Here is a 23,618-nt window from a genome sequence, read left to right on the forward strand (position 1 = left end):
AGAAGGCTTTTCTCGGGCCGCTTTGCCAAGCGCTGCTCTCACTTCGGACCGGGGAAAGCGCCGAAATCCCAAGGTTGTATTCCACTGGGTGGTATCACTGCCGGCCCGTTCATACGCTGAAAGATGGAACACCGGTAATGGCTTCACTTTAGCAAGCCACCTGCAGGCAATCCGTCCGGCCCGACTGGCCACAAAAGACATTCCCGTCCAGGCGACACTTGTTTAAGGGAAGGTTCGCCTTCGGCTACCTGTGGGACGTGTCGAGCGGCCGCTATCGGCCGCTCGACGGATGTTTCAACCTTCAGCCGCGGCGGTAACGCTGGCGCTCCGCCTCGATCTGCTCGATCGTATAAGGTTCGGCACTTTCGTCGAAGCGGCTCCAACCTTGTTGCTGATAGCTCGTGCGACGGGATACATAATCGACCGGGCGGGATGCCGACAGGATCGACTGCGCAACTTCGGCTTTGCTGTCCTCGACCTTTGCCGTCACAACGGAGCCGCCACGGCGGATACCTTCAGCATAGAAGTTGGCTTCATCCTCGGGGACACCTTCGCTGATCATCGCGCCGACAATGCCGCCGACCGCGCCGCCGGCCACCGCGCCGGCAACCGCGCCTGCAGCCGTTGCTGCGAGCCATCCCGCAGCAACGACGGGGCCAACACCTGGAATGGCAAGCATGCCGAGGCCGGTAAGCAGGCCACCGGCGCCGCCGGCCACAGCGCCGACGCCAGCACCGGCACCCGCACCTTCGCCTGCGTAAGAACCCTGGCCCTCGACATCAACACCATTCGCCTTGTTCGTCACAATACTGATGTGATCGGAAGGGACACCCGCTTCTTCCAGGGCCGTGACGGCGGACCGGGCATCATCGTAGCTGTCATACAGTCCGGTAACAGTTCTCATTTGATCATCTCCTTCAACGGTCCATTACTTGGCGAGTGTCACGTTGCCCTGAAAATCTAGGGAGACAGCTGCATCAGCGCCGTCTTTTTTGGCTGTTGCGCGCCAGACGCCCTGATCATCGAGCTTCAGTCCCATAACGTCCGAAAAGCCGGCTTCCTCGATACGTGACTTCGCCTGACTTTCCGTGAAACTGTTCTTACCAGCCACAGGCGCGCCGGGATTGTGCTCGGTATTTACGGCCGGGGTCGTCTGAGAGGTCGACGGTGTCTCACTCTGGGCAAAGGCGACCGTCGCCGACAGCAGCATGGCGGCGGTAAACGTCGTAATCTTTTGCATGGAAAGCTCCTGTTGTTGCCAGGACGAAACTTCGAAAAAAGCAACTTGTTCCGACGCTTACATCAAGCTGGGACAACAGTCGCGTAAATGCCCGAGGCGCGAGGCGCTTGCGCAATCACTGCGATGTCAGACAATATCGGGAAACGCCTAGAACTCGTGAGCAGATCGACCGGCAGTGTTCCTACCTGCGTCCCCCGAGGGTCAAACAGGCGCTACCTCAGCCCCAGCGTCGTCGCCGCGATCGATGTCGCGCGATAGCGTCCAGGGTACGCGAACCGACATCTTTGAGCACGTGTTCAAGGCCTCGCCAGAGTTGAACGGTAGTGACTGCGTTCTTGGCATCTGAACCCGACCTCGCAGAGATCAAGCCAATGTGCGGTGGCTCCGCCGCTGCTCCGCAGTCTCAGCGAGGAACCTGAATTTGCTGTCTCGAAAAGACGCTGCAGCAAACGAGAAAGCTATATCTCGAAGGGAACGTGCGCGACAATCGCGCCTGTCGGGTCTCTGATTTCGAACACCAAGCCGTCTAAACCACGGCAACGGCAACCGAGAGCGTCGAGTATCTTGCGACCATCGACCAACGCAGCCGTAATAGCGGCGCCGACATCCGGAAACATGCACCCTACTTCATCGCGGACACGTCGCGACGCCATGTTGACGTCGAAAAAGAACCGGGTGGCGATAGACGTTTCTCCGTTGTTAAATGAGCCCCGCGAGGCGGAGCCGGCGGCGCAGGTGTTCTCAACGCATGCTTCTGGCAGCGTCAGGGAAAATTTTGGAACTGCTAATGGATCCCGTCCGCGATAGCCCGACATGTTGACTATCCTTTCCGGTAACCTGATAGGTGGGCAGCTTCGGCAGCACCTTCAACCGTGAGACATTGCGCGTCCGATTGCGTACAGACGCGCCCCCTAAGTTTTCCCGGGCTTCCACCGTCCTGAATGTCCTTCGCGACTGTCTCGACCATCCCTCGGGAGGGTCGAGACTGTTGATCCGGCCTGTATGATGAGCGGACTGAAAGAGGAGCGCTCGCGAAAACTTCCTTGGAAATGTGGGTGGAGCCTGATGGGCAAAATCAGTCGGTTGATTGAAACCTGACGCAGCAAACGACCGACGAGCGAGCGGGGACCGTCGGCAATCTGGAGAACTGCGCGCTGCGAAGACAACGGCCGTCCGAGTAACACTAGCCTTGGGTAGACCGCTTCAGCGCAAGGGCACCCGCATTAGCGGCTGTCTCCGCAAGACGGGTGGGAGGCTGTAGCAAATCATTACTTTGCATGATAATGCGGTCGTTGATTAAGCAAGATTTGACGCGAGAAGTGATGCACAGGTCTCTGACATATCTCAGCTTTGGCTTTCTGATCTGCGTCGCAATATCGATCTTTCTCATCGTCGTGGTGAGCGAGCACTATCCGGGGCCTCTTGTCGCAGGGGTAGACATGGGCGTCCGCGAAATTGGCATTGGACTTCTATGCGTCGGTGCACTGGGCGCAGCAATCATTGCCGTCCGGCTCGTCCATGCCTTAATTTCCCTCTACTCCAATTCCTGATGTCAAGCCCTTGTGGACCGATGGAAAGGCGGCTTTCCACCGGGAGCGATAACTTTTTCGCTCCGGCTGCGACTGCGCGTCGTTAATGGCGTGGCCCAAGGGCTAGACCTCGGGCGAGTTTTGGGTAAGGTCGCGACAATCGACTTGTCGCGTAACTGATTGGATGCGAAAGCTGTGAGAAGACTGGACACGCGACACAAGATTGCAGCCGTTCATCCCTTCGCGAGCGCTAGGTTCGGTCTCGCCCCAGCCGGCCTTCGGTGTCGTCAAATGGATCGATCGAGGCACCGCTCGCTTTGACTTCGCAATAACTCTATTTCTGATTCAACTGTCATCGAAGTAGCCCTTGGCCTCCATCGACCCAGATCGGAGAACCGGTGATATGTCGCGACCTGTCAGATGCCAAAAACGCGATGACCTCGGCAACGTCTTCACTTCGACCGGGCTTGCCGCCAGTCAGCGGTACCTGTCCTTCAGGCCAGATGACGGGTATGGCTGTATCATCCTTCTGCCGGAGGTTTGTGTTGGAACCAATGTTGGTTTCGATTTCGCCCGGGCAGACGGCATTGATCCTGATGTGGTGACGGGCGAGCTCCAATGATAGCTGCTGAACCATAGCGACCTGTCCCGCTTTCGTGGTCGTGTATGCTGTCGCTCCGGGGGTGGTGAAGGTCCGGGTTCCATTGATCGACGACACAACGATGATCGCGCCACCACCCGATTTCTTCAAAAATGGCACCGTCTGCCTAATCGTTAGAAATGTGCCAGTGAGATTGACAGATATCGTCCTGTTCCATTCGTCGAGCGTAAGACTATCAATCGGCGCCCAGGCACCATTTATTCCCGCGTTGGCAACAACGGCATCAAGCCTGCCATACATGTCTACAAGAGAGGAAACCGCCGTCTCCATCTGCCTCTCGTCAGAAATATCGGCATCGAGCGCAATCGCATTGCCTCCCAGAGCCGCGATATCGTCAACGACGGCAGCGAGTTCGCGGTGAGAGTGACCCAAGGCGCCAATAGAGTAGCCGTCGCGTGCCAAGGTCAAGGAAGCCGCCCGACCTATTCCCGATCCGGCTCCGGTGATCATTGCTACCCGGTTGGTCATGTCTTTTCTCCGCTGACTGTTCCTAAAAACGCGCGAAAGATAAAAACGATGCCGTACGGTTGCGAACAACCATCCTTGTTGCTGATGTCTGAGCTAAGCCGGGGCCGCCGGGCCAAGGATCCTAGTTCCGTAGGAGGCGCGAAGATGAAACAACCCTCTGTTTTCGTGGATTTAGCTGGGAGAGCCGAGACGAGGGCAGCATTCGCGGACATAAGCCCGGCATGACGGAACCCGCTGAGAGTAAGATCCGCTTTTGGAGAAAGGCTGCTGCGGCAAAGCACGCGAGCCAGAGAGGGACGGCGAGACACATAAGACTGGATGAACAGGATCGCTTAAGACGCGCTAAAAGACCGCTCCTTTGGGTCAGTTGTAGGGCAACTTCAAGGGAGCGGTCTGATGCAGCGTTTTTCGACGGCAGCACAGTCACACTACCACGCTCGGGCCGGAGGGCAAGGATTGGTCCGCTACCGTACCGGTCGTCTTGCCCTGCTGTGACATACTGATCGATCGAACTCCATTACAGGTCGCTGGAGTGTCCTGCGTCAGTTGGATTTACGAGGTTTGGCGGCCCTGCTGATGGGCTGCCCGCTCGCCGCACAGAGGTCAAACGTAGTCCGGCGGGAACGACCATAAGAATTGCCTCAGCCGATGCAGTTTTTGCTTCTGCTGCAGACCAAGATCGGCGCTACGCAAATGGGTAGAGGTACTCTGGCACTCGCTCTCTACGAAAGTTCCAAATGGAAAGGGCGCTTCTCGACATCATGTCGGAGCGCCCTTGATCGGGATGGCGACGTTGCGGCGGAAGCCATCGGCCGAGGACTTCATCTGAGCGGATTCGGATGTCCCACGCAAGATCCATGCCCATTCCCTTAACGTCGGGAAGCGGCGTTGCACACAGTTCCTCCACATGTTCTCCACAACCTGTCCACAGCGCAAGCCTCTGGAAAGGCTACGGCAAAGGGCTTCTCCGAGATTCTGTGCGTAGAGCTATATGATAGGGACGACGACGCCGCGAAAAAGCTGCGAAAATGAGTTTCCGTTCTGAGCCATATAGCTTTATGTTCGCCGCGCTTTCCTGAGCGCAGGCGGCGGACCTTGGAGAGCCGCGGCGGCGAGCATTCGTTGCTCCCGCCGCATCGTTTAGCCGGGGAGCAATGGGTAGCAGGCAAGGTCAGGACTTTCGTCGAAAGCGGAACGCACGACCGCGGGAGTGGTATCTGCCCGCATAAAGCGATCGTGACACTCGATGACATCGACGTGCCGCTGGTAAAAGTTGAGGCCTCCCGCTCCAGCATGTCGATTTTTGGTGCGGCTTGCCCCTTGATTATTTGATCCCTATGCATTGCTACTCAACCGGCGTGATCGAAGTCGTCGCAATGTTGGTCTTGCCTGTCTGTCAAAACACGCGCTAGCAGTCGTCGCGACGCCGGTTCACGTCGCCTATCGCGTTCCGAAGCCTGGTGCCTGCAGCATGCGGACAATCGCGTCATATGTGTAGGGCTTGGGAATAAATGACACGCCGCTCGCAAGGTCAAAAGCACCAAGTCTAACATGGCCAGAAGTGACGATGACGCGAGTCTGCGGCGAGCGGGCTCGCACCAGGGAGGTGAGCCCCAGTCCATCCGTCGTTCCCGGCATATTCACATCGGTGAATACAGCGTCAAAATCATTCCGTTGAAGAAGGACGAGAGCCTCGTCAGCGTTGCCCGCCTCAAGGACCTCGAAGCCGGCGTCTTCCAGGGCCTCGACGGTAGCAAACCGTATCAGCGGCTCGTCGTCGACCACCAGAACGCGCCTCACTTGCTCCCGCAGCGCCTCGTAGGGGACCTCCAGCCGCCTTTTGCGGTGTTCCCATTCTTCGGCCGCTTTGGCCCAATGCTCGCGATCTTTCCCATTTGGACAACCTTCAGATTGCCATATCTCGTGAGCTCTGATGCTGATCCAGTTATATTGGCTATGTTCCATCATGTCCTCCGATGCTAAAAAACGCGGCCTCGCGCTCGGGGTTCCGGACGGCTACAAGTATTCAACGAAACTCGCCCGTGATTAATTCTCATCAGCTTGCCGGATGATAGCGGGGTCAAATCGACCGAGGACGAGGCTGATCGTGGTTCTCCGGATATTTGAGAGAGTGGGGGAGCAGTACACGACGGCAGTCGTTCTCAATCCTGATGAAAGTTATTGCAATGGATCAAGTCGTAGCAATCTCTGAAGAAACCGGCCTTGGACAGGCGCTTCTGCGCGAGGCCGATCGTCTTGGGATCGGATACGGAGTTGTCCGAGAGGCATGGCAGCGGCTCTGGGATGAGGACGAATTGCCGACCTGCGGCCTCCAAGAGTTGCCCACTGTTCTTTTGACAGCGGCCCGCGAGAGAAACTTGCGGAGTTCGTCAATCGCTGGCGCGAACGCGCATAAAGAAGGGAAGGCAGGCCTGTAGCTCAATGGTGAGTGCCGTCGGCTCATAACCGATTGATTGCAGGTTCGAGCCCTGCCGGGGGACCCATCGCTCAAGGTCGAATTTAGCTCCATGCTAATCAAATGCGGCCAAACGCTGGCAGACAATTGCCCGCATCTGCGCCGCCCGTTCAGCGCCGACTGAACCGTCTGTCAGCGGGTCCGGCAGAGCAAGCTCATCTCACGCCGCGCGCAAGGGTCGCCGCCAGTTCATCCATGGCCGTGTCCGCCGCCGCCACCGGAATACCCGCCGTCGCTGCAAACCGCCGGAAATCCGCTCTTTTCAGCCGTTCGTCCTTGCCGCTGATTTTCAGCGCCATATGGTCATTCTGAAGGTTCGGAAACACCCCCTTGTTACAGCGTCATAGAGCGGCGCCATACGGACCGAGCTAAAATCTCCTCTGCCTGGTTCCGCAATTTTCAGGACGGCCATGTTCTTCAGGTGCTATCGCCGTCCGCGATCAACCACGCAAATAGGGTCCGATGCAAGGCCAGCAGCAAATCGGTGACGGCGTCGGTGGAGAGGGGACGCACTGCTGCCCCAATCCGCTCCATGGTGCCTGTGGCTTTGTCTTCCGCCCGCACGCCCAGAACGGATGTCATGTCCTCGAGCGCAATACGGCGCTTTTCGTTAGGAACGCACTATGTAACTTTGGCGTATTTCAGATACGGAAAAGTTACACCATTTCGCCTGGAGATCAAAGATTGCTGTCAATCGCGTATCTACAATACGCGATAGTGACGCCCCTCACCATTTTCAGCCGGCCCGGAACAGCGATTGCGCGTTCCGTGTCGGCTCTAGCCATGCAGGGACTATGCAGTAAAATCGATGATGTACGATCCTATAGGCAGCTCGTTGGGGCCGGAACAAGCACATCTGGGCCACTGGAACCTGACTTGAGCGTTCTGTCGGCACCGGGTCGTAAACGTTCGCCGAAGACCTGCTCATATGAATCGGTGCGCAAAACGAAGAGTAAAAGCATTACCGACGCGTACGCCGACGCGACGGACCTGGATCGACATTCTCATGTTGCTGGGCATCATATCTCCTGCGCAAAGTCGCTAACGGGGATGGTCGGCAATTTCTCTCTGAATGTACCCTTGAACAGGTTCCACTCACGAAGGACGTTGCCGCGGGGCGGAAATCAAGTCACCCTTTGCCTAGGCGGCCGCTCGGCCGATAGCTCTCCTCAATGGTGAACTATTCTTGGCAGGAGCAACAAGCGCCCTCCAGCATTTCACTTTAAAGCAATTCCTTTCGCGGCCAACCCCGCCTTGAGACCGTCGATGATTGCGTGCCTGGTTTCCGTCCATTCACCCGTGGATGCCCAGTATTCGATCTTGAGAGTGATCTTGTCGGCACTGAGATCGTCCGCAAAAACGCGAGGTGGCGGATCGGAGCGCACGCGCTTATCTGACGAGATGATGTCCAGAATCAGCCTCTTGACCATGTTGCCGTCAGCGTCATTCCCAATCGCGACGGACATCTCCTGGCGTCTGTCCTTTTCCCTGCTATGGTTTATGATGGGTGTGTTCCATAGCGTCGAATTCGGAGCGAGCAGGTACAGGCCGTCAGCGTTTCTGAGCTCCGTTGCAAAGAGGCCGATCTCTCGAACCAGGCCCTTCACACTGGACGTCTCGATGTATTCGCCTACGCGGAACGGCCGTAGTACTAGCAGCATGATCCCGGCCGCAATGTTTTGCAGCGTACCCTGGAGCGCCAATCCGATTGCCAAGCCTGCGGCGCCTAGAGCGGCGACGATGGATGCTGTCTGCACCCCGAACTGGCCGAGAACCATGACGAACACCAAGATCAGCAATCCGTAGTGAAGAACGCTCTCAAAGAAACGAGCGAGCGTTTCATCAATCCCGTGGATTCGAGATAGACCCTTATAGGCCCATCGGCTTAAAAAGCCGGACAGAATCCAGCCGCCGACCAGAAGGACCACTGCGCCTGCCAAAGCCAATCCGTAGTGAATGAGCAATGCTCCGATCTGCGCTAGCGCTGTTGGATTAGAAGTAACGGCCTCTGTGGTATGATTTTCCATGCAAATGTCCCGTCTTTTGGAAGCTGACGATAAAGAGCGTCCTCCATTCAGCAATGTCGGCACAGCGTGGGTGGTTCCATCAAAACAGCGGCTTGCGGTACCGCGCGTTGACGCGCCGAGGCGACGCTGTTCGAACAGCGCGTACCCAGTCCATGCTTTGACCATGTCACGCCGTTGTCACGCGACACCGCCGCGCTTTTGAGCATGATGTGGTGAGCACACTGTTTTTGGAACCGGACATGAAGCTTTCGAAAATGACCGAAGTTTATCAGCGCGGCGGCCGCGAAGAACTGATCATCGCCATAGAAATCTTTTCGGCCACAACAAAGGCAGAGATGCTTTTTGACCTGGATACCAGCCCCGCGAGCAACGCCCTTCGAAGGCGTTACCCGATCCCGGCTGAGCCGCAACCGAGCGTCGAGGATTGTTGTTATTAATATCTTCAAGATTGACCTGGTCGCGTCCGTCTTCACGACGTCAAATAGACCTCTCAAAAACCAATCGCCTAACGACATACCGCCGGCGGTCGGCCCCTGCCTTGCCACGGGCTCGTTTTCCGGCCATCAGGTCGCATATAAAATTGCCCAGGGGTTGCAGGACGTATTTGTTCCCGTTATGTTTCGGTTTTCCGGAGCGCCTGCGTTTGAAATCCTCCATATCGCTTTACCGAGATCAGAGACGGCTGGCAGAGACGAAAATGCGTGCGCTCTCGCACAACGATCCGTTACGTGCGAAGTATGTGGCCTGGATCGCGGACCTGCTCGGGCGGGAGGCCACCGCTGCCGACAGCGCCTTGGCCAGTTCGGCTGGAAACACAGCGCCGATGCGAAACGCGGCGGCAGCGCCTGAATCGGTCGTGAGAGTCGAAGTTCCCGCAACCGAAACATCGGGGACTTCCAACCATGAGATGACATCGCTAACCGTTGCAGAGGCTTGCCGCAAGGCTCGGCGTGAGAACCAGCTTCTCCGGCAAATGCTGGCGCGGTACGACCGGTCTTAGCGACCCTAAGGCCGGTCATGCGAACCGGCCACCGCAATGACGTGGCGTATGGAAATTTCGTTCAGGCCCGCTGCCAGGACGCCAGGAAGCGGCATCGGGATGCCGCCGGATGTCGCGTCTACGGGGGCGGCGTATCCTAGCGCGGGCCATTCGATCCTTCTTTCGATGCCTGTTGGGACGCTTTCTTCAGCCCACGAGCCGCTTCCTTGGCAAGCTCCTCCCGGTTCCGATCGGCAACTGCGGGATCGCTTCGCTCAGCATCGCTCGTCTTGTCGTTTTCCTTGCTCATGAGTCTTCCCTTGGGTGATTGGGGAAGCGGCGGTCTGCCTTGGAAGAGCAATAGCCGTCGCTGCTGACCTAAGCACGCCGCCGACCTTTAGTTCCCAGATTTTGAGGCCGGTATGGGCAAGGTAAGACAATAGGCAATCACAGCTTCCGAGCCACTGCGGTTCCCGAAAATCCGAGGAGCTCAGGACTTCCGGAACGCGCCACTCACGTCCTTCGGCGCAGCCTCAGACCTTGTCGCCTCTGGTCCGGTTCGTTTCGAGGGTGCAGATCCACTGCTCGATCACCATGCCGTCGGCAAAGCTGATGCGAATATCGTTAGTTCGTGGGCGGCATCGAGGTCACGGCACCTCTTGTCGGAAGCCCCCACGCTCCCATCTTCGGCGTGAGGCACGGGAGTGAGTGATGGAAAGTTGGCTTGGCAGTGTTGGCGTCCATATCGATCTTCTGCGTAATCTCGGTGTCCTCGTGGTCGCATACGCCCTAGCTCTTCCGATCGCATGGGATCGGGAACGCAACGAGCGAAGCGCCGGGCTTAGGACCTTTCCTCTCGTTGCACTTGCGGCCTGTGGCTTCATCCAGGCCGCTGAGACGGTCACCCGCGAAAATGCGGAGGCAACAGCGCGGATTGTCGAGGGCATTATCAATGGCGTGGGTTTCATTGGCGGAGGTGCAATTCTGGTGGGCAAGGCCAGCATTAGGGGAACTGCAACAGCCGCCAGCCTGTGGGCAACGGGTGCCATCGGCGCGGCAGTTGGGCTGGGCGCCTATGAGACTGCGGTCGTCCTCTCGATTGCGACCTTCGCGACATTGCGCTTCATGACGAGCTTCAAGGTGGACGACAGGGACGCAGTCAAAATACCGAAGGACCAGCAGGACGGATAGAATGTTCGCAAGTCGCGACTAAAGCGCAACGCGCTTCGAGTACCGTCAATAAAACAGGGGCAGCGCGAATACCGGACGCATCAGAGATTAAATTGGTGGTTCATTCAGTTCGCTGACCACAAGAGCAACCCTTGGGCGGCGAGATTCCTAGCGATGCCGACCCTGTTTATCGTCCGGTTGGGCTGATGACATCGGCGCCTTTGTCGTGAAGCTCGATGCAGCGGATGAGACGAAGATTTCGACCTCAAAGTTTCCGCCGATCGGAAGATGAAAGCGCCCCGCCGAAGCGGGGCTTTTAGTTACTTGCAGTTTGCCTGCTCCTGCGGCGTCATCGTCGACGGATCGTGGTTTGGCGTTGTTGTCGTGTGAGCGCAATTGTCGCTGTCGGACGAACCGTTATTCGTCCCCGAATTCGTCGATGCGCCTGAATTTGTCGTGGAATTGGTGGCATTGGGGTCGAGGGCGTTCCCGTTGGAGCCATTGGCACCGGGGTTGACGGTCCCATTGTTGCTGGAGCCATTGGTGCCCGTGCCGCTATTCGCGCCAGAGCCAATGGAACCGCTACTCGAGGTGCCGCCAGTAGCGGAGCCGGCGCCACCTGAAGCCTGAGCCATTGCGGATGTTGCAAGGCCGAGCGACAAGACTGATGCGGTGATGATCTTCATAAGCATGATTTTCTCCTTGAGCTTTGTGAAGGACATGGACTCAACCACCGTCGATCGGGCTTGTTCCTGATTTTGGCAGAAAATCGTCAGGATCACAGAAACGTCTCTGAAGCGATCAGGCAGTCCGCCACTTTGATACCGGCGCAGTGCACCTAAACGCTAACCGGACCGGGCAGCTTTGCGATTGAAGCGATCGCGGGCCGGTGCCGGGTTCACCCTACACACAGTCTCCCAAGAATCAGCAGCCACTCGTTTGAAGCGCGCGATTCAGCCGCGGCCGCAATTGTTCTAAAATAGACCGATAATGGATTATACTATTCAATTAGAGAGGTTTTTCTGATTGATTGACGCGGGGGGATACGGGCAGTTTGATGGTGGGGGCAGGAAGAGCGCGGGTGACGATTTGCTAACCGAAAACCATTCAGATACGACAGCTTCAGAAGAACATCACAGGACGTCGCATACATGGCTGATATCGCCGGGATCAAAAAGTCTTTTACGGGCATCGCCGGCTTCGATGATCTGACGCTCGGCGGCCTTCCGACGGGGCGACCTACGCTCGTGTGCGGCACAGCCGGCTGTGGCAAAACCTTGTTTGCCTCAACCTTTCTCCTCAACGGAGCTCGCGACTATGACGAGCCTGGCGTCTTCGTCACCTTCGAGGAACGGCCGGTTGATATCGTTAACAATGTCGCGTCGCTCGGCTTCGATGTGCAGAGCTTGATCGACGCCGACAAGCTCTACATCGAGCATATCGTCGTCGATCCATCCGAACTTGAGGAAATCGGCGACTACGATCTTGAAGGTCTCTTCCTGCGCTTGGAACTAGCGATAGACCAGGTCGGTGCAAAACGCATCGTGCTCGACACGATCGAGAGCCTTTTTTCTGCATTCACCAACCCCGCCATTTTGCGCGCGGAATCCGCCGGCTCTTTGACTGGTTGAAGGACAAGGGCCTGACGACGATCATAACGGGGGAGCGTGGCGACGGGTCACTCACTAGGCAGGGCCTTGAGGAGTATGTTTCGGATTGCGTCATCCTGCTAGACCATCGCGTTCATAACCAAATTTCCACCCGCCGCCTTCGGATCGTCAAATATCGTGGTACCGCCCACGGAACCAACGAAATCCCTTTCCTGATTGATGAAGACGGTTTCAGTGTCCTGCCGGTTAGCACACTGGGCCTGAACCACAAGGTATCGAACGATCGTATATCATCAGGCGTACTAGATCTCGACGCAATGCTGTCGGGAGGAGGGTTTCACCGGGCAACAAGCATTCTCATTAGCGGTGTTGCAGGCTCGGGCAAGAGCTCATTGTCGGCCGCGTTTTGTAACGCCGCCTGTGTGGCCGGCGAGAAAGCCCTCTATTTTTCGTTCGAGGAGTCCGTCTACCAGACCGTCCGTAACATGCGCTCGATCGGCACCGATCTCGCGAAATGGATTGACGCTGGAAGAATGCACTATATCGCTGTGCGGCCAACCTTTTACAGTCTCGAAATGCACCTTGCCATCATGCTGCGCGAGATCAACAAGTTCGATCCCTCTCTTGTTGTCCTCGATCCGATTTCCGCCTTTGTTGGAAGCGGAGATCCGCTTGAGGTCCAATCGATGCTGTTGCGCATGGTCGATTTCCTCAAGTCGCGCGGTACGACCGCTGTCTTCACGCACCTCATGCATTCCCAGGAAGGGGTCACGGAGACGGACGCCGGCCTATCGTCGCTGATGGACGCTTGGATATTGTTGCTCAATCGCGAGGTCGGCGGTGAATTCAACCGCGAGCTCTATCTGCTCAAGGCCCGCGGGACGGCCCATTCTAATCAGGTCCGTGAATTTGTCATGTCAGACAATGGAATCCAGCTTGTGGCGCCATATATCGGCGATGGAAGGGCGTTGACGGGATCCCAGAGGCATGCAGAAGAGGCACGGCTTCGGAAGGCGGAGCTTGAGCGTCGGGCGGACGTTATCCGTCGGGCCGATCGGCTGAAGCAGAAACGCCGCAGGACGCTTGCCCAGATTGAGGCTCTGCAGGCAGAACTTGACGCCGACGAGGCCGAATTGAATTTCGACGCTGAGGCCGAGCGGGTCTATCTCGACCAAGCTGCTTCGGATAGGTCTGATATGGAGAAAAGCCGCCGCGTGGCGGAATGACGATGGAAGATATGGAAGACCAACCTACCGGAACGCCGAAGAAACTCACGCTTTATGTTGCGGGCCAGACCCCGAAGTCGCTGGCTGCGCTCCAGAACCTCGAACGAATCTGCGCCGAGAGCCTTCCGGGCAAGTATGTGATCGAAGTCGTTGATCTGCGAAAGTCGCCGCAGCTTGCCCGTGAGCATGGGATCGTTGCCATTCCGACGCTGGTGCGCGAACTACCAGTTCCTATCCGCAAGATCATCGGCGACCTTTCGAACGCGGAGAAGGTCCTGGTCAGCCTTCAGGTGGAAGGCGAATGACGTCTACTACGGTCTCAAAGGCTGAAAGCCTGAATGCCGACCTTCGCCGGCGCCTCGAGGAGGCGGAAGAGGTCATCCGCGCTATACGCGAGGGGGAAATCGACGCGCTGGTCGTCCGCAATGAAGCGAATGGCGAGGAAGTCTTCACCCTCGAAGGAGGCGTGGAGTCCTATCGCTCTTTCATGGAGGCGATGAACCTCGGCGCTGCGGCTTTCGACAGGTTCGGCAATCTGCTTTACGCCAATAGAGCCCTGACGGACCTTGTCGATGTTGCTCGCGACGCCCTGGACGGGCCGGTGTTGTTCACAGCGCTTGGAGCGAACGGCGCAAAGGCGCTGAGAGACTTGATTTCAGCAGCGCATCCCGCGACGTCGGCCGTCGAGGTCACGCTTGGCAGCGGCGATGGCGCAAAACACCTGCTGATAGCAGCCGGCGAAATGACGCTTGGCACAAATTCCGGTGTTGCCGTCACCTTCACCGATGTTACCGCGCGCATCAACGCCGAAAAGCGTGCCCAGGCTGAGCGGACAGCTCTTGCGATCCTTGCTTCGGCCGTCGAGGCCGTCGTGGTTTGCGACCTCAACGGTGTCGTCACCCACGCCAACGCCTCCGCATCGTCGCTTGCCGGTGCCGATCCGATCGGCTCTACGTTCGACGAGGCATTCGCACTCGATTTTAGAGGAGCGACCGGCTTGATGCAGGGCGGCGATTTTCTTGACGTCGTCGCCAGTGGCCAACCAATTCAGGGCATCGAGGCAATAGCACCGCGCAGCCGTGGCGCAAAGGACGTTCTCGTCAGTGCGTCCGCGCTGATGGTCGGCGAGGGAAGCATTGGGACGGTCGTCACACTCGTCGATCTGTCGCGCCGCAAGGCAGCTGAGAAGCAGCAGCTGCTGCTTATGGGCGAGCTCGATCACCGCGTTAAAAACACGCTGGCACTGGTCGTATCCATTTCTAACCGGACAGCCTCGACCGAGGAGACGATCGATGGTTTTCGCAAGGCATTTTCTGGCCGGATCCACGCACTGGCTGCAACCCACAACGTTCTGGCTGACCGCTCCTGGGCCTCGATCTTTCTTCGCGATATCCTTTCCACCGAGCTGGCACCTTACGTTAACGAGCTCGGCTCGCGACTTGAGATGATCGGCGACGACATCGAAATTCTGCCGCGTGCCGCCATTGCGTTTGGGCTTGTCGTGCATGAGCTCGCGACCAACGCGGTAAAATATGGCGCCCTGGCAATCGAAACCGGCAAGATCGCCGTATCCGTGGCCGCCCGTGACACGTATTTTGAGGTTTCGTGGAAGGAAATTGGTGGGCCTAAGGTCTCGATGCCAACCCGACGCGGTTTTGGAAACACCGTGATTACACGCAGCCTTCAATACTCGGCCAATGGCGGAGCATCGCTCGATTTTGAGACCGACGGCGTGCGCTGTACGATCAGGATTCCAGTTGAGGACGTGGTGCAAGCTTAGCCACATGCCACCCGACACCCAGGCATGTTTCCACGCTGTCGGCGCTTAAAGACGGCGGCGAGAGTATCCAAGCGCATAATCATCATCGCATGCGGTGCGCCAGGCACCTTTTGCTTCGAGCCAAGCCCGTCCTGCAAGGACCTTGCAGCATGAGCGCCGAAGCATATGTTAAAACCGATCTTTGGAAATATGGACATGCGATGCAACATCCCGACGGTGCCTGCCTTTGAACGCTTCCGCCAAGGCTCGCTTTGCACAGCTGGTATTACCGCGACTTGACGAAGGATTTCGTCTAGCGCCTTGGCTAACGGGCAGCGTGACGGATGCATGGATCGGCGCACGAAGGTCTCTTTCAGGTGTACAGGCAGTCGGTCGATCGCTCTCGAGCACGATCACGAATCTTTGAGGGCTCCGTACGATACCGTACATACCGCATGTTTGCGGTCAGCTTCGGCGCGAACTTAAAACGATTCTTAAAGATGCCATGCCTAAATGCTCCGATAACACGGGGGTGGAAATGCGCGTTGTTCTTCGTTTTGTCGTCCTGCTTTTCCTCTTGCCGGTCTCGGCGATCGCTGGCAGCGATGACTGGAAAGTCGACAAGGCAACGAGCCAGGTACGCTATACGACGGATCAAATGTCGTGGAAGGACTTAAAGTCGGGCGACATTCTTCCCAATCACGCCTGGATCTCGACGGGGCCTCGCGGAAAGGCGCGACTGGTAAGGGGCGTGGAAAGCATCGCCTTTCAGCCTAACACGATGGCCGCAATCACCACCAAGCCAGCCGGTTTTTTTGCACCGCGCAAAACGGAAATCGTTCAGCAGGTGGGCGCCCTTGATCTGGAGATCGAAAGGCGAAGCCTGCCCCATACGACGGCGCAGACGCCCTATCTAGCGGCTGTTGTAAAAAGCACAATCTTCCATGTGAGCGTTGGAAGGTCCAAAGCGTCTGTGTCCGTTGATCGAGGCCTCGTGCAGGTGACCGCCTTCGCGAGCGGCCAGCAAGCCAATGTCGGGCCGCGCCGGAGCGCCATTGTCGACCGAAAGACGGGGATGAAAGTCGATGGTGCTGCCTCGCGCCCATCGATAATAGCCGTTACACCGTCCGTCGCGGTCGTGCCTGCGGTGGGAACGACCACCTTCGCCGGCCAGACCGAAGGTTCAGCAGAAGACAAAGAGAAATCGGGCAAGGGATCGCAGGATACGAGCGAGAACACTGCCAACGACAGCGGGGGCAAGTCCGGCAAGGGAAACAATGCCTCGACCAATAGCGGAGGCGGTAAAGACAGCAGCTCTGGCCATGAAAGCAACGGTAATGGTGGAGGCAATGGCAACAGCAGCGGCAAGGGCAATAACGGAAACGGCAGCAATAGCGGCAAAGGCAACAACAAGTGAAAAGCTACGGCGCGACGCTTAGGCGGATCTATGACGCAGTCACTGGCCCGATCGCGCTTCGCGCCGCGCTTATCACCGTCATGCTTGCACTTCCGGTCGTCGCCCCCAGCCTGACCGCGCTAACGGCGCTCAACCAAAGGCTGATCGACAAGCGGTTTCAATGGGCGCCAAGGGAAGCCTCCGGCAAGATTGTATTCATTGCCATCGACAAGCGAACGCTTGACGAGGTCGGCGTCTGGCCTTGGCCTCGCAGCATCTATGCCACGCTTCTGGACAAGTTGATTGCTGCAAATGCAGCAGACATCTTCCTCGATATCGATTTCTCCACCCCCTCCGATGCCGATGACGATAACGCGATCGCATTGGCACTGGAGCGCGCCGGTGGAGGCGTTCTTCTACCGATCTTCCGCCAGCAGATCACCGCGGCCTCGGGAGAGACGGTGGTCACCAGGCCCATCCCCCGGCTCCTGTCCAACGCCTGGCCGGTATTTGCGAACGTCTCCACAGACGCCGACGGCGCGGTGCGCAATTTCGATTTAGGCAGCGCCTTCGAGGGCATTTCAACGCCATCTGCAGCTTCGGCTCTCGGCGCAAGCCCGGAGACCTCAGGGCATCGGCTGATCGACTTTTCGATTGAGCCCGGCAGCGTGCCCACTTACTCACTGGCGGATGTTCTTACCGGCAAGGTAGCAGCCGGTCAGCTTGCTGGACGTTCCATTGTCGTCGGCGCCTCTGCGACCGAACTGAAGGATATCTTTCCGGTCCCGGTGCATGGAGTATTGCCGGGACCTCTTATTCATGTTCTCGCAGCCGAGACGCTGATCCAGGCCCGCCTCCTGACCGAAGTCGATCAAGGGCCATTGGAGCTTCTCCTCGCTGCCGCGCTGATCGTTGCCGTTCTGTCGTCGCGTTCCGTTGGATTGGCCAAGCTTTCGGCGCTCGCCTTGATATTAGGCGCCGTCTGCGAATTGACGGCCTACGCTCTCCAGAAAGATTATGCCATCGTGACAGGGACGACTGTCTCCTGGCTTCTGCTCGCGCTCGCAAGCGGTCTCGCGTTGAACGAACGGGTAGATCTCGGTCAGATGATGGCGACGCTTGCAAACATCGACGCCCGCAACGCCCGCCGCCTCATGCGGCGTATCATTGCCGACAGCTCCGATGGAATTGTTGCCTTCGCTGGCGACATGAAAATCGCAGAAATCAGTGAATCTGCCAAATCGATCCTGAGAGTCGGGGCCGGCGCAAACCTGCTGAGCAGCGCAGAGCAGTCGGTGACGGCGGCGATCCGTGATCTTGCTGTTTTATACGAGGCCGATCCCGGCAGGATCCAAAGCACGATCGTAGAGTTTGTCAGACGCAGGGGTGAAAGCGAAACAAACTATGAAGCGGCGATCACCCTTTCTCCGGTCGAGGAGAAGGGATTTCGAGCGGCACCCTCGTTCGGCGGGTGCGTCATTATCCGCGATGTCACCGCCCGCAAGGCATACGAGGCGAAGCTCAAGTCGATGGCCGAGAAGGACGAGCTAACCGGGCTTTTGAATCGCCGCGAGTTCCTCGCACGCCTTGAAGGACGCGGCGGCGTAGTGGCGGTTCTCGATATCGAACGCTTCTCGGACGTGTGCGCGACTTTGGGCCGCGATGTCGGTGACAAGCTCTTGAAGGCCGTAGCTTCCCGGCTCGCCGCCAGCTTCCCAGGCGATCTGCTGGCGCGAATCGATGGCGACCTGTTCGCGATCCTGAGAGCCGGGGATGATGCCGACCCGGCGTCTCAAGCCGATCTTTTGCTGGCTCTTTTCGAGGAGCCTGTCGTCTTCGACGAGATGTCCGCCACCGTTGTCGTCCGGCTCGGCGTAGCACGCACCGAGCTTGTCGATTCGGCGAGTTCTCTGCGCGCAGCCGAATCCGCGCTTGACATCGCTAAGGAAACGTCAGGGCGCTGGTCGATCTATGATCCGGCCGTCGCGCTCCAACAAGCCCGCTCCAGACGTCTCGAAGCCGACATGAGGGGTGCGCTGCGCGAAGGGCAGTTCTTTCTGCTCTACCAGCCTCAGGTGGACCTGGCGATGGGACATTTCGTCGGCGCGGAAGCACTTTTGCGCTGGCGCCACCCCGAACTCGGCATCGTCCCACCGACGGAGTTCATCCCAATTGCAGAGTCTTCCGGGATAATTTGCGATATCGGCCGCTGGGTGCTGATGCAGGCCTGTGCGGACGCCATGCATTGGCCAACGGGTGCTGTATCGGTCAACATCTCGCCAATTCAGTTCGAACGCGCCGATGTGGAAGGGGAAATTTGCCTTGCTTTGTCCAGGAGTGGGTTGCCGGCGTCACGACTCTGTGTCGAGCTGACCGAATCTGCGTTCCTCGACAATGGCGGCCGATCGCAGGCAAAAATGGCTGCGGTTCGCGCGATCGGTGTTTCCATTGCACTCGACGATTTTGGAACGGGTTATTCCTCTATGAGCTATCTCGCTGATTTGCCGCTCGACAAACTTAAGATCGATCAGTCATTTGTTCGCAGGATGACTGCGGACCACGGGGTCTTCGAGATCGTCAAGGCAATCGTCTCCCTTGCCCATGGGTTGGGGCTGGAGATCGTCGCTGAAGGCGTCGAGGGCACGGCTGAACAAGCGCTTCTTCGCGAGCTCCATTGCGCAACCGGTCAAGGCTATCTCTTTGGCAGGCCCCAGCCACCTGATGAGATGCTCGCAGCTTTTGGCTTCGGGCCTGAGCGCAGATCAGCTTAACCTTGGATAGTCATCATCGAACGAGGTTCGTCAACCGACAGCTGCGAGTCGGGCCAGCGGTTTTGCGACGATCGGCAATGACATGAGGCGGCGATACTCCGCTTCCGGAGTGCCATAGGACTCGCCTGCGAACTGAAGCAATTTTGGTCGATCGCGGATTTCGAGGTGACTTCGAGTGGATCGTATGAGCCTTTCTCCTTCTAATACGTGAATTGCTTCCGTCACTGATGGCCTTCTGGCGCCAAGCATGATGGAGAGATATTCGTGAGTGAGGTCAAAGCCGCTCTTGGACGTACGGTCGTCCACCATCAGCAGCCATCGGGCAAGCCGCGTGCGGATGTCGAACCTGCCGTTGGCGAGAGCGGTATGGCTCACTTGTATGCCAAGGCATCGTGCAAACCGACCTGCAAGAAGATCGAGTTCGGGAGCGTCCTTCAGCACGAGCTTGAAATCGTCGGCGGCTATGGCGAGAGCAAAGCCTTCAATCTGATTGACAAGTTCGTGCGGCGTGCGCTCATCGCCGAGCGCGATCCCGAAGCCTGTCATCCCCTCCCTGCCGATGAGCCCTGTTTCAATCCTGGCGCCACCGCTCCCGACGGCGATGAGTGAACCGACACAATCGAGCGGGAAGTAGACCCGGCTGATCGTCTGATGGGCAACCTCAAGAACAGCCCCCCTTGGCACGTTCATCCTGCTCAGAAGCGGCAAAAGTTCCTTCAGAGTGCGTGCTGGAAGAAGGGCGAGAAGATCGTTTTGTAGTGCCTCCTCGATCGAGACGGTTCTTGGACGCGCAACGTCCGACAAGACAAGCGCCAAACTCTCGACCTCGACGGGTTTGCGCAACACAATTTTGTCAGCGTGGCGGTCGGGTAAGACATCTGGGTCGTAGCCGGTGGCGAAAATGAACGGGATGCCGAGCCGCTCCAGCCTGTCTGCTACGGGGAAGACCATCTCGCCCGACAGATTGATGTCCAATATAGCGGCATCGAGGTCAGTTGCCGCCGCGATCGCCCCCAGAGCCTCTGCAACACCTGGGCATTTCGCAGCGACGATGACATCCATCGCAGCGAGACGCTGCGCCAGCTCGCTCACCATGTAATAATCGTCTTCAACCAGGAGAATACGCTTCCCGGTCAGCGCTTCGCGGCAAGTCATGACCCGGCTCCTACTGTTCGAGACTCCTAGATGGGGCAGGAATCATGGCAGGCAAGGATGGTCTGGACATATCTTCGGTTGTGGGGCTCTCCAAGCGGCGTTGCGTGTTGGCAGCCCTGCCAGTTCTGCAGCCCTGAGGTGGTGCATCTTTTTCAAGCAATCAGCGTTTAACCCTGCAAACCCTCAAACCTTGCGACAGGGAAACGATCATGACCGACATTAGAGCCAAGGGGTTCTCGTCTCGTGCGGAACTGGAACAATATCTCGAGGAACTGGAGGATGATGGTGGTGCGAGCGTCTTGGAAGACGACGACGACGAGGTTTTTCGCGCCGCCCGTAAAGAGCTCGCATGGCTTCGTAAGGAAGTCGCAGATCTCCGCGAGCAACTATCCTTTGGACATCTGCGAAGAAATGCGGTGGACGAACGGGAAAATGGCCGTTCCCTGGCGTGGGTTGCAGCGAGCGTTATCATAACCGCCATGCTGGCCAGGCTTGTGAGCCGCAGGGGCTAGAAGATTGTGGGGACCGGCTGAGCCATGGTCGAGGGGCCCAGGGCATGCAACCGGAAGTTTGGCCGTTCCCGACACTGCCAGTGCCATGGTCAATTTCGAAAATCAACATCAGCGGCTGGAACGAGCGCGCGTCCATCGCGTTTCGTCCTAACATAGAAGGAGAAAACACCGATGGATTGGAACCGCGTCGAAGGCAATTGGAAGCAGATGAAGGGCAAGGTCAAGGAACAGTGGGGAAAACTTACTGACGATGATCTTGACGTAATCGATGGAAAGCGCGACCAGCTCGAAGGTAAGATCCAGGAACGCTATGGTTACGAGAAGGATCGTGCCAACAAGGACGTTGACGCCTGGTATGGCCGTCAGACCTGGTAAAAGCTCCAGGACTTTCTAGTCGCCGGCCCTTGTGCCGGCGACTTTTGTTTAGACGATTGGAGCCAGCTGTATCGATAATCATGCTCGTTGCCAGCTGATGTTGCTGCTTTTCCTGCTTCGACGTGTGCAAGTGATCATTTAACTTCGTCGTCAACGCCGTCGACCGCCGTGGCTTTAGCCGTCACAGCCGAACCGTTCGCTGCGATGACGAATTCGATTAGCGCCCTTGACGCATTCGTCGATCGCGTCCGTGGAACGAGTTTGTTGCTACACCGTTTCGTGATCAATTCGGTTGAAACGCACGGAGTTTGATGATGGCACGCGAGAATTTAACTTGCGGGGACGCCGGTTCGACCAGCGCGAGCAAGCCGAAACGCCAATATACCGAGGGCGGCGATCCGAAACATGCGCAAATGCTAACCCGGCCAGACGCGCATGAGACCTCCCACATGGATGAGTACACACTAATGATGAAGCAGGCGATGCAGGGGCGCGCCTAGCAGCCCGTGGCGCACGACGAGCGTCAGCTTCTTTGTCCCAATCTCCTGCTACTTAAACGGCGGGAATGCCAGCGAGACGATCGAAGCGAAGTCCGAAATCAATTTTGGGTGGCTCCGCTAAACACGTCGTTCTCGGACAAGTTTCCCGAACTACACTTCCGAGCGTCCTGGTAGTCCTGTCGACCGTTGCCATTGGACATCCTACAACAAATTCGCCCTGAAACGGAGAAACCCATGGCTAACGATACAAATCCAGCCCCAGCTTCAGACCCGGCCACTGCCGAAGTCGTAACAACTCCCCAAAAAAAGAAACGCACGCCTCGCAAGCCGGCGGTGGTTTCAACGTCCTCACCAGCTGAGAAGACCAGCAGTGCCGCGACCAGCCGCGGCAAAAAGAGATCAGCCGCCAAAGCTGCAGAGGGTAATCCTTTAGCTTTGGCAGCGCCGGCCGGCCGTAAGGGTAAGCCCAAGTCTGAAGCGACCCGAGATTGGTGGACGAAAGCGCACGATCTCTGCGACCGCCCGCCCTGTCGCCTCTGCGGATGAGATGTCCGATTTGCTCAAACTCGAAGAAGAGAACCAGGTGCTGCGCAAGCAACTTGGCGACAAGCTCCGGGCTGAAAATGTAGACCTGCGTAAGAAGCTCGGCGTGAAGTAATCTTCATCTGCGCTTGTTCTGGCGCAGCGTCTCACTTAGCAGCCCGGCCGCACCACGGTCCAGGCTGCTTTTCGTTGGAAGAGCGATAAGACCAGTCGTCCAGCCCTCCTTACTCGCGATAGCCGGGCTTAGACGGGTCCATGATCCGGCCAGATGGCAGAGCGGCGTCTGTCTACAGCCAATCACGTAATCCCTGACCCAAGCGAGACATGGAGATCGGCACGCTTTTATTCGATCCTGCCGTTGTCGCCATCCATTGCCGCGGCAGTTCCTGTGCTCGCATAGCCGTCGCGCCCGTGAAGGGTGGCACGCCGATCCGTTCATGCGCGCATGATGATGCGCAACCTCGTGCGATTGAGCGCAAATCAATCGCGCACCGCCGCACGCGGCCACATCGGCAAACGAACCGCTGCAGGTTCCGGTTCAGGCCATCACCGTTGAACCCTCTCCACATCCAACCGGCTGAACCAAAACCAAAGTCGCGCGTTAGGCGGCTGGACTATTTCTAAAAGGAGATGACAATGAAATCTGCTCTATTCGCTTCCGCAGTGGTCGCTATGGCTTTTTCAGGCTCGGCCGATGCTGCCACAATGCGGCAACACCACGGCTCAAAGCATGTCACACAGGTCGTCGCTGATCAGCCGAAGGAACGCCTCGGCACGCTCCAGTGTGAGGTGGCTGGAGGCATAGGCATGGTCATCGGCTCGAACCGTAAACTGCAGTGCTCCTTCAAACAGCGATCCGGCAAGATTGAACGGTATGTCGGGACGATTGGAAGGCTGGGTGTCGACGTGGGCGTGACCGGCAAGCGTTATTTGAGCTGGCTGGTCGTCAACACCGTGCCCACGCGTGTCGGCGACGGGGCGCTTGCCGGCAGGTATGTCGGAGCATCAGCCGGAGCGTCGGTCGGACTCGGTCTCGGCGCTAACGCCCTGGTCGGTGGCAGCTCAAAGAACTTCGCTTTGCAGCCAATCAGTGCCGAGGGCGGCGTCGGCCTCAATATCGCGGCTGGGATCGCTCAACTCAAGCTTCAAAAAGCTGGCTGAAGCCCCTGAGAAAGAAGTACTGCGCGCGGCCGCCTGCGCGCAGTTTACCTTTCAATTCTA

At 57.7% G+C, this 23,618-nt stretch carries 21 protein-coding genes, 1 tRNA gene and 1 pseudogene; 12 read left to right on the top strand and 11 right to left on the bottom strand.

Annotated elements, in window-relative coordinates:
• Window positions 1–301: 301 nt before the first annotated feature.
• The 4 genes from ABIE40_RS26680 to ABIE40_RS26695 form a co-directional block, all read right to left on the bottom strand.
• Window positions 302–904, bottom strand: a complete 603-nt coding sequence (locus tag ABIE40_RS26680) for a general stress protein (RefSeq protein ID WP_199629686.1) — start codon at window positions 902–904, stop codon at window positions 302–304.
• 24 nt (window positions 905–928) lie between these two features.
• A complete protein-coding gene (locus tag ABIE40_RS26685; RefSeq protein ID WP_112716013.1) occupies window positions 929–1,240 on the bottom strand; it encodes a PepSY domain-containing protein in 312 nt (103 codons plus the stop codon).
• Window positions 1,241–1,698: 458 nt separating this feature from the next.
• The gene (locus tag ABIE40_RS26690) at window positions 1,699–2,055 is read right to left on the bottom strand and encodes a DUF6894 family protein (RefSeq protein ID WP_199629685.1); all 357 of its coding nucleotides are present in this window, start codon (window positions 2,053–2,055) and stop codon (window positions 1,699–1,701) included.
• Window positions 2,056–3,121: 1,066 nt separating this feature from the next.
• Window positions 3,122–3,898 (bottom strand): SDR family oxidoreductase, encoded by a 777-nt coding sequence (locus ABIE40_RS26695; RefSeq protein ID WP_112716017.1) that lies wholly within the window; start codon window positions 3,896–3,898, stop codon window positions 3,122–3,124.
• A 1,095-nt stretch (window positions 3,899–4,993) separates the two neighbouring features.
• Between ABIE40_RS26695 and ABIE40_RS26700 the strand changes: the two genes are divergently transcribed.
• Window positions 4,994–5,230, top strand: coding sequence for a hypothetical protein (locus ABIE40_RS26700; protein WP_130279523.1), 237 nt, complete (start codon window positions 4,994–4,996; stop codon window positions 5,228–5,230).
• Window positions 5,231–5,338: 108 nt separating this feature from the next.
• Here the strand turns inward: ABIE40_RS26700 and ABIE40_RS26705 are convergent, their stop codons facing one another.
• Entirely contained in the window at window positions 5,339–5,866 is a 528-nt protein-coding gene (locus ABIE40_RS26705) for a response regulator (protein WP_246777754.1), read from the bottom strand.
• 462 nt (window positions 5,867–6,328) lie between these two features.
• On the opposite strand from ABIE40_RS26705, the gene ABIE40_RS26710 reads away from it, so the two are divergent.
• Window positions 6,329–6,402: transfer RNA gene (locus ABIE40_RS26710), tRNA-Ile, on the top strand.
• Window positions 6,403–6,529: 127 nt separating this feature from the next.
• Here the strand turns inward: ABIE40_RS26710 and ABIE40_RS26715 are convergent.
• The 3 genes from ABIE40_RS26715 to ABIE40_RS26725 form a co-directional block, all read right to left on the bottom strand.
• Window positions 6,530–6,673 (bottom strand): hypothetical protein, encoded by a 144-nt coding sequence (locus tag ABIE40_RS26715; protein ID WP_354541165.1) that lies wholly within the window; start codon window positions 6,671–6,673, stop codon window positions 6,530–6,532.
• A 118-nt stretch (window positions 6,674–6,791) separates the two neighbouring features.
• The gene (locus ABIE40_RS26720; RefSeq protein ID WP_354541166.1) at window positions 6,792–6,956 is read right to left on the bottom strand and encodes a hypothetical protein; all 165 of its coding nucleotides are present in this window, start codon (window positions 6,954–6,956) and stop codon (window positions 6,792–6,794) included.
• 635 nt (window positions 6,957–7,591) lie between these two features.
• Window positions 7,592–8,401, bottom strand: coding sequence for a mechanosensitive ion channel family protein (locus ABIE40_RS26725; protein WP_112716023.1), 810 nt, complete (start codon window positions 8,399–8,401; stop codon window positions 7,592–7,594).
• Window positions 8,402–8,640: 239 nt separating this feature from the next.
• Between ABIE40_RS26725 and ABIE40_RS26730 the strand changes: the two genes are divergently transcribed.
• Complete coding sequence (locus tag ABIE40_RS26730) at window positions 8,641–8,838, top strand: hypothetical protein (RefSeq protein ID WP_199629684.1); 198 nt, start codon at window positions 8,641–8,643, stop codon at window positions 8,836–8,838.
• Window positions 8,839–9,537: 699 nt separating this feature from the next.
• On the opposite strand, the gene ABIE40_RS26735 is transcribed toward ABIE40_RS26730, so the two are convergent.
• Window positions 9,538–9,690, bottom strand: a complete 153-nt coding sequence (locus ABIE40_RS26735; protein WP_199629683.1) for a hypothetical protein — start codon at window positions 9,688–9,690, stop codon at window positions 9,538–9,540.
• 401 nt (window positions 9,691–10,091) lie between these two features.
• Between ABIE40_RS26735 and ABIE40_RS26740 the strand changes: the two genes are divergently transcribed.
• Window positions 10,092–10,571, top strand: a complete 480-nt coding sequence (locus ABIE40_RS26740; RefSeq protein ID WP_199629682.1) for an MgtC/SapB family protein — start codon at window positions 10,092–10,094, stop codon at window positions 10,569–10,571.
• Between the two features lie 299 nt (window positions 10,572–10,870).
• On the opposite strand, the gene ABIE40_RS26745 is transcribed toward ABIE40_RS26740, so the two are convergent.
• Window positions 10,871–11,332 (bottom strand): hypothetical protein, encoded by a 462-nt coding sequence (locus ABIE40_RS26745; protein WP_148195167.1) that lies wholly within the window; start codon window positions 11,330–11,332, stop codon window positions 10,871–10,873.
• Window positions 11,333–11,701: 369 nt separating this feature from the next.
• Between ABIE40_RS26745 and kaiC the strand changes: the two are divergent.
• The 5 genes and pseudogenes from kaiC (at window position 11,702) to ABIE40_RS26770 (ending at window position 19,312) form a co-directional block, all read left to right on the top strand.
• Window positions 11,702–13,386, top strand: a pseudogene (gene kaiC / locus ABIE40_RS26750) (circadian clock protein KaiC).
• 11 nt (window positions 13,387–13,397) lie between these two features.
• The gene (locus tag ABIE40_RS26755; RefSeq protein WP_112716175.1) at window positions 13,398–13,691 is read left to right on the top strand and encodes a circadian clock KaiB family protein; all 294 of its coding nucleotides are present in this window, start codon (window positions 13,398–13,400) and stop codon (window positions 13,689–13,691) included.
• The gene (locus ABIE40_RS26760; RefSeq protein ID WP_112716035.1) at window positions 13,688–15,166 is read left to right on the top strand and encodes an HWE histidine kinase domain-containing protein; all 1,479 of its coding nucleotides are present in this window, start codon (window positions 13,688–13,690) and stop codon (window positions 15,164–15,166) included. The genes ABIE40_RS26755 and ABIE40_RS26760 overlap by 4 nt, the downstream gene beginning before the upstream one ends.
• A 517-nt stretch (window positions 15,167–15,683) precedes the next feature.
• Window positions 15,684–16,562: a FecR family protein gene (locus tag ABIE40_RS26765; RefSeq protein WP_199629680.1), complete on the top strand. Its 879-nt coding sequence runs from the start codon at window positions 15,684–15,686 to the stop codon at window positions 16,560–16,562.
• On the top strand, window positions 16,559–19,312 hold the full coding sequence (locus ABIE40_RS26770) for an EAL domain-containing protein (protein WP_354541168.1): 2,754 nt from the start codon (window positions 16,559–16,561) through the stop codon (window positions 19,310–19,312). Before ABIE40_RS26765 ends, ABIE40_RS26770 begins: the two co-directional genes overlap by 4 nt.
• Window positions 19,313–19,342: 30 nt before the next feature.
• Here the strand turns inward: ABIE40_RS26770 and ABIE40_RS26775 are convergent, their stop codons facing one another.
• Window positions 19,343–20,467, bottom strand: coding sequence for a helix-turn-helix domain-containing protein (locus ABIE40_RS26775; RefSeq protein ID WP_112716039.1), 1,125 nt, complete (start codon window positions 20,465–20,467; stop codon window positions 19,343–19,345).
• A gap of 209 nt (window positions 20,468–20,676) precedes the next feature.
• On the opposite strand from ABIE40_RS26775, the gene ABIE40_RS26780 reads away from it, so the two are divergent.
• The 3 genes from ABIE40_RS26780 (at window position 20,677) to ABIE40_RS26790 (ending at window position 23,558) form a co-directional block, all read left to right on the top strand.
• Window positions 20,677–20,979, top strand: a complete 303-nt coding sequence (locus tag ABIE40_RS26780) for a hypothetical protein (RefSeq protein WP_112716041.1) — start codon at window positions 20,677–20,679, stop codon at window positions 20,977–20,979.
• 171 nt (window positions 20,980–21,150) lie between these two features.
• Window positions 21,151–21,354 (top strand): CsbD family protein, encoded by a 204-nt coding sequence (locus tag ABIE40_RS26785; RefSeq protein ID WP_112716043.1) that lies wholly within the window; start codon window positions 21,151–21,153, stop codon window positions 21,352–21,354.
• Window positions 21,355–23,033: 1,679 nt separating this feature from the next.
• Window positions 23,034–23,558, top strand: a complete 525-nt coding sequence (locus ABIE40_RS26790; protein WP_199629678.1) for a DUF992 domain-containing protein — start codon at window positions 23,034–23,036, stop codon at window positions 23,556–23,558.
• The last annotated feature ends 60 nt before the right edge of the window (window positions 23,559–23,618 follow it).

It is taken from the genome of Rhizobium sp. OAE497 (genome assembly GCF_040546565.1).
Taxonomy (GTDB): domain Bacteria; phylum Pseudomonadota; class Alphaproteobacteria; order Rhizobiales; family Rhizobiaceae; genus Rhizobium.

Excerpts from the sequence above, each read along its gene's own strand:
- ABIE40_RS26680 (WP_199629686.1), bottom strand. The coding sequence starts at position 904 with ATGAGAACTGTTACCGGACTGTATGACAGCTACGATGATGCCCGGTCC.
- ABIE40_RS26685 (WP_112716013.1), bottom strand. The coding sequence starts at position 1,240 with ATGCAAAAGATTACGACGTTTACCGCCGCCATGCTGCTGTCGGCGACG.
- ABIE40_RS26690 (WP_199629685.1), bottom strand. The coding sequence starts at position 2,055 with ATGTCGGGCTATCGCGGACGGGATCCATTAGCAGTTCCAAAATTTTCC.
- ABIE40_RS26695 (WP_112716017.1), bottom strand. The coding sequence starts at position 3,898 with ATGACCAACCGGGTAGCAATGATCACCGGAGCCGGATCGGGAATAGGT.
- ABIE40_RS26705 (WP_246777754.1), bottom strand. The coding sequence starts at position 5,866 with ATGATGGAACATAGCCAATATAACTGGATCAGCATCAGAGCTCACGAG.
- ABIE40_RS26715 (WP_354541165.1), bottom strand. The coding sequence starts at position 6,673 with ATGGCGCTGAAAATCAGCGGCAAGGACGAACGGCTGAAAAGAGCGGAT.
- ABIE40_RS26720 (WP_354541166.1), bottom strand. The coding sequence starts at position 6,956 with ATGACATCCGTTCTGGGCGTGCGGGCGGAAGACAAAGCCACAGGCACC.
- ABIE40_RS26725 (WP_112716023.1), bottom strand. The coding sequence starts at position 8,401 with ATGGAAAATCATACCACAGAGGCCGTTACTTCTAATCCAACAGCGCTA.
- ABIE40_RS26730 (WP_199629684.1), top strand. The coding sequence starts at position 8,641 with ATGAAGCTTTCGAAAATGACCGAAGTTTATCAGCGCGGCGGCCGCGAA.
- ABIE40_RS26735 (WP_199629683.1), bottom strand. The coding sequence starts at position 9,690 with ATGAGCAAGGAAAACGACAAGACGAGCGATGCTGAGCGAAGCGATCCC.
- ABIE40_RS26740 (WP_199629682.1), top strand. The coding sequence starts at position 10,092 with ATGGAAAGTTGGCTTGGCAGTGTTGGCGTCCATATCGATCTTCTGCGT.
- ABIE40_RS26755 (WP_112716175.1), top strand. The coding sequence starts at position 13,398 with ATGGAAGACCAACCTACCGGAACGCCGAAGAAACTCACGCTTTATGTT.
- ABIE40_RS26760 (WP_112716035.1), top strand. The coding sequence starts at position 13,688 with ATGACGTCTACTACGGTCTCAAAGGCTGAAAGCCTGAATGCCGACCTT.
- ABIE40_RS26765 (WP_199629680.1), top strand. The coding sequence starts at position 15,684 with ATGCGCGTTGTTCTTCGTTTTGTCGTCCTGCTTTTCCTCTTGCCGGTC.
- ABIE40_RS26775 (WP_112716039.1), bottom strand. The coding sequence starts at position 20,467 with ATGACTTGCCGCGAAGCGCTGACCGGGAAGCGTATTCTCCTGGTTGAA.
- ABIE40_RS26780 (WP_112716041.1), top strand. The coding sequence starts at position 20,677 with ATGACCGACATTAGAGCCAAGGGGTTCTCGTCTCGTGCGGAACTGGAA.
- ABIE40_RS26785 (WP_112716043.1), top strand. The coding sequence starts at position 21,151 with ATGGATTGGAACCGCGTCGAAGGCAATTGGAAGCAGATGAAGGGCAAG.
- ABIE40_RS26790 (WP_199629678.1), top strand. The coding sequence starts at position 23,034 with ATGAAATCTGCTCTATTCGCTTCCGCAGTGGTCGCTATGGCTTTTTCA.